This window comes from Schlesneria paludicola DSM 18645, assembly GCF_000255655.1.
GTDB classification, from domain to species: domain Bacteria; phylum Planctomycetota; class Planctomycetia; order Planctomycetales; family Planctomycetaceae; genus Schlesneria; species Schlesneria paludicola.
In genome coordinates, this window is sequence record NZ_AHZR01000099.1 from 1 (window position 1) to 1,205 (window position 1,205).

The 1,205-nt window shown below is 56.8% G+C and carries 1 protein-coding gene; it reads left to right on the forward strand.

The window, feature by feature from the left end; all coding sequences use genetic code 11:
- Nucleotides 1-221: 221 nt before the first annotated feature.
- Nucleotides 222-1,205 (forward strand): reverse transcriptase domain-containing protein (locus OSO_RS0100145; RefSeq protein WP_010581593.1); only part of this gene is annotated, 984 nt, incomplete at its 3' end.

Genomic DNA, 1,205 nt, shown 5'->3' on the forward strand with positions numbered 1-1,205 from the left:
CAAAGGGGTCAGGGTGCGCCAGCAGAAGCCGGAGGAGCGTAGCGAATGCGAGTTTCGTACAAGGTAAGATCTAGCCAATCGCCTTGGCCTCGAGTGATGCGTTGTGCCAGGCAACTGGCATGGCGAAGCGTTCACAGAGGAAAGACCGGGCTGTGTATTGAGCTCCGAAAACATCATTTTGTGGTGGCCGACCTTGTCCTGACAAGGGGAAGGCAATAGTCATGACGAACGTCAATGGCGAGTCCGACGTGACCCCCACGGAGTCTAGGACCACACGCACGGTCGGAAACATTCCTCACGGAAGCTGGGAGATCCCGGCGGCATCCACGCCCTTGGGCGCGGATCGGTCGGAGAAGGCGAGATGCCACATTGCCGACATGCACGCCACCGGGAAGTCAGACAGTCTCGTAGTACCTGAGAAGCGGGCGAACAATGCTGGACCTCAAACGGTTGCGGAGTCCGTGGAAGAAAGGAGACTGACCAAGGAGAACGACGACCAGCCACAGCGGGACCGGACACTGAGCCGGGTTTCCCGATCGCGCGGACTGTTCGGCGTACGAGAAGCAGCGCGACGTGATAAGAAGATGCGGTTCAACAATTTGCTGAACCACGTGACTTTAGAACTGCTCACGGCAAGCTTTCTCGATCTGAAGAAGCAAGCCGCCCCGGGCATTGATGGGGTGACGTGGGCGGAGTATTCCAGAAACTACGAAGTGAAGATCGTTGATCTCCACTCACGAGTGCATCAAGGAACCTACCGCGCTCAGCCGTCTAAACGAACTTGGATTCCCAAGCTCGACGGCAAGTTGCGACCCCTCGGGATCGCAGCACTCGAGGACAAGATTGTCCAACGGGCCGTTCGGACGGTCCTGGAATGTATCTACGAAGAGGACTTTCTGGGTTTCAGTTACGGCTATCGTCCCGGACGAAGCGGTCACCGAGCCTTGGACGCGCTCAGCGTAGGCATCCAGGCCAAGAAAGTGAACTGGATACTGGATGCGGACATCCGAGGCTTCTTCGATAACATCGACCACAACTGGTTGCTGAAGTTTCTGGAGCATCGGATCACCGACCGACGACTCCTTCGGCTGCTGAAGAAATGGCTTCGAGCCGGAGTGTCCGAGGACGGCGAATGGTCTGCGAGCACAGTGGGTACGCCACAAGGAGCGGTGATTTCACCGTTATTTTCAAACGTATTTCTTCAC